Source organism: Methylobacterium ajmalii (genome assembly GCF_016613415.1).
Classification (GTDB): Bacteria; Pseudomonadota; Alphaproteobacteria; order Rhizobiales; family Beijerinckiaceae; genus Methylobacterium; species Methylobacterium ajmalii.
Window position 1 is genome coordinate 1,576 of the sequence record NZ_JACWCT010000011.1, and the last position, 448, is coordinate 2,023.

Below are 448 nucleotides of genomic sequence, written 5' to 3' on the forward strand. Positions count from 1 at the left end.
CCCCTGCCGTCCTCGCGCTGTTCGCGCTGTTCGATGCCGGACGCGCGCTCGCGCTCGACCCCGACGCCTTCACCCGCGGCGGCACGCCCAGCTACAACGGCCTCCGGCTGCCGCCGACCGATCGCGACCAGAGTTCGGGCGAGATCGGGCCCTTCACGGCGACGCCGCCCGGCGCCGATCTGCCGCGCAAGCTCAGCGACTGGTTCAGCGACCGCGCCAACGTGATGGCGTTCACGGGCTCGGATCTCTCCGCGCGGTTCACCAAGGCATTTGCCAGCCTGCCGGCCTCGGGTGGGACGATCTATCTGCCGAAGGGCATGCCGCAGTCGAATGGCCGTCTGGCCTGCAACGGGAAAACCGTCAGCCTGAAGGGTGACGGGCCGGGCGTCAGCCAGATCGTGTTCACCTCCGCCGCGGCGGGTGCGGCCGGCATCTCCCTGTCGCCGGG

The 448-nt window shown here is 71.2% G+C and carries 1 protein-coding gene; it reads left to right on the plus strand.

Annotation, left to right across the window (positions count from 1 at the left end):
• Positions 1-448: hypothetical protein (locus HPY23_RS02070; RefSeq protein WP_200649548.1), on the plus strand; the 448-nt coding region annotated here is incomplete at both ends.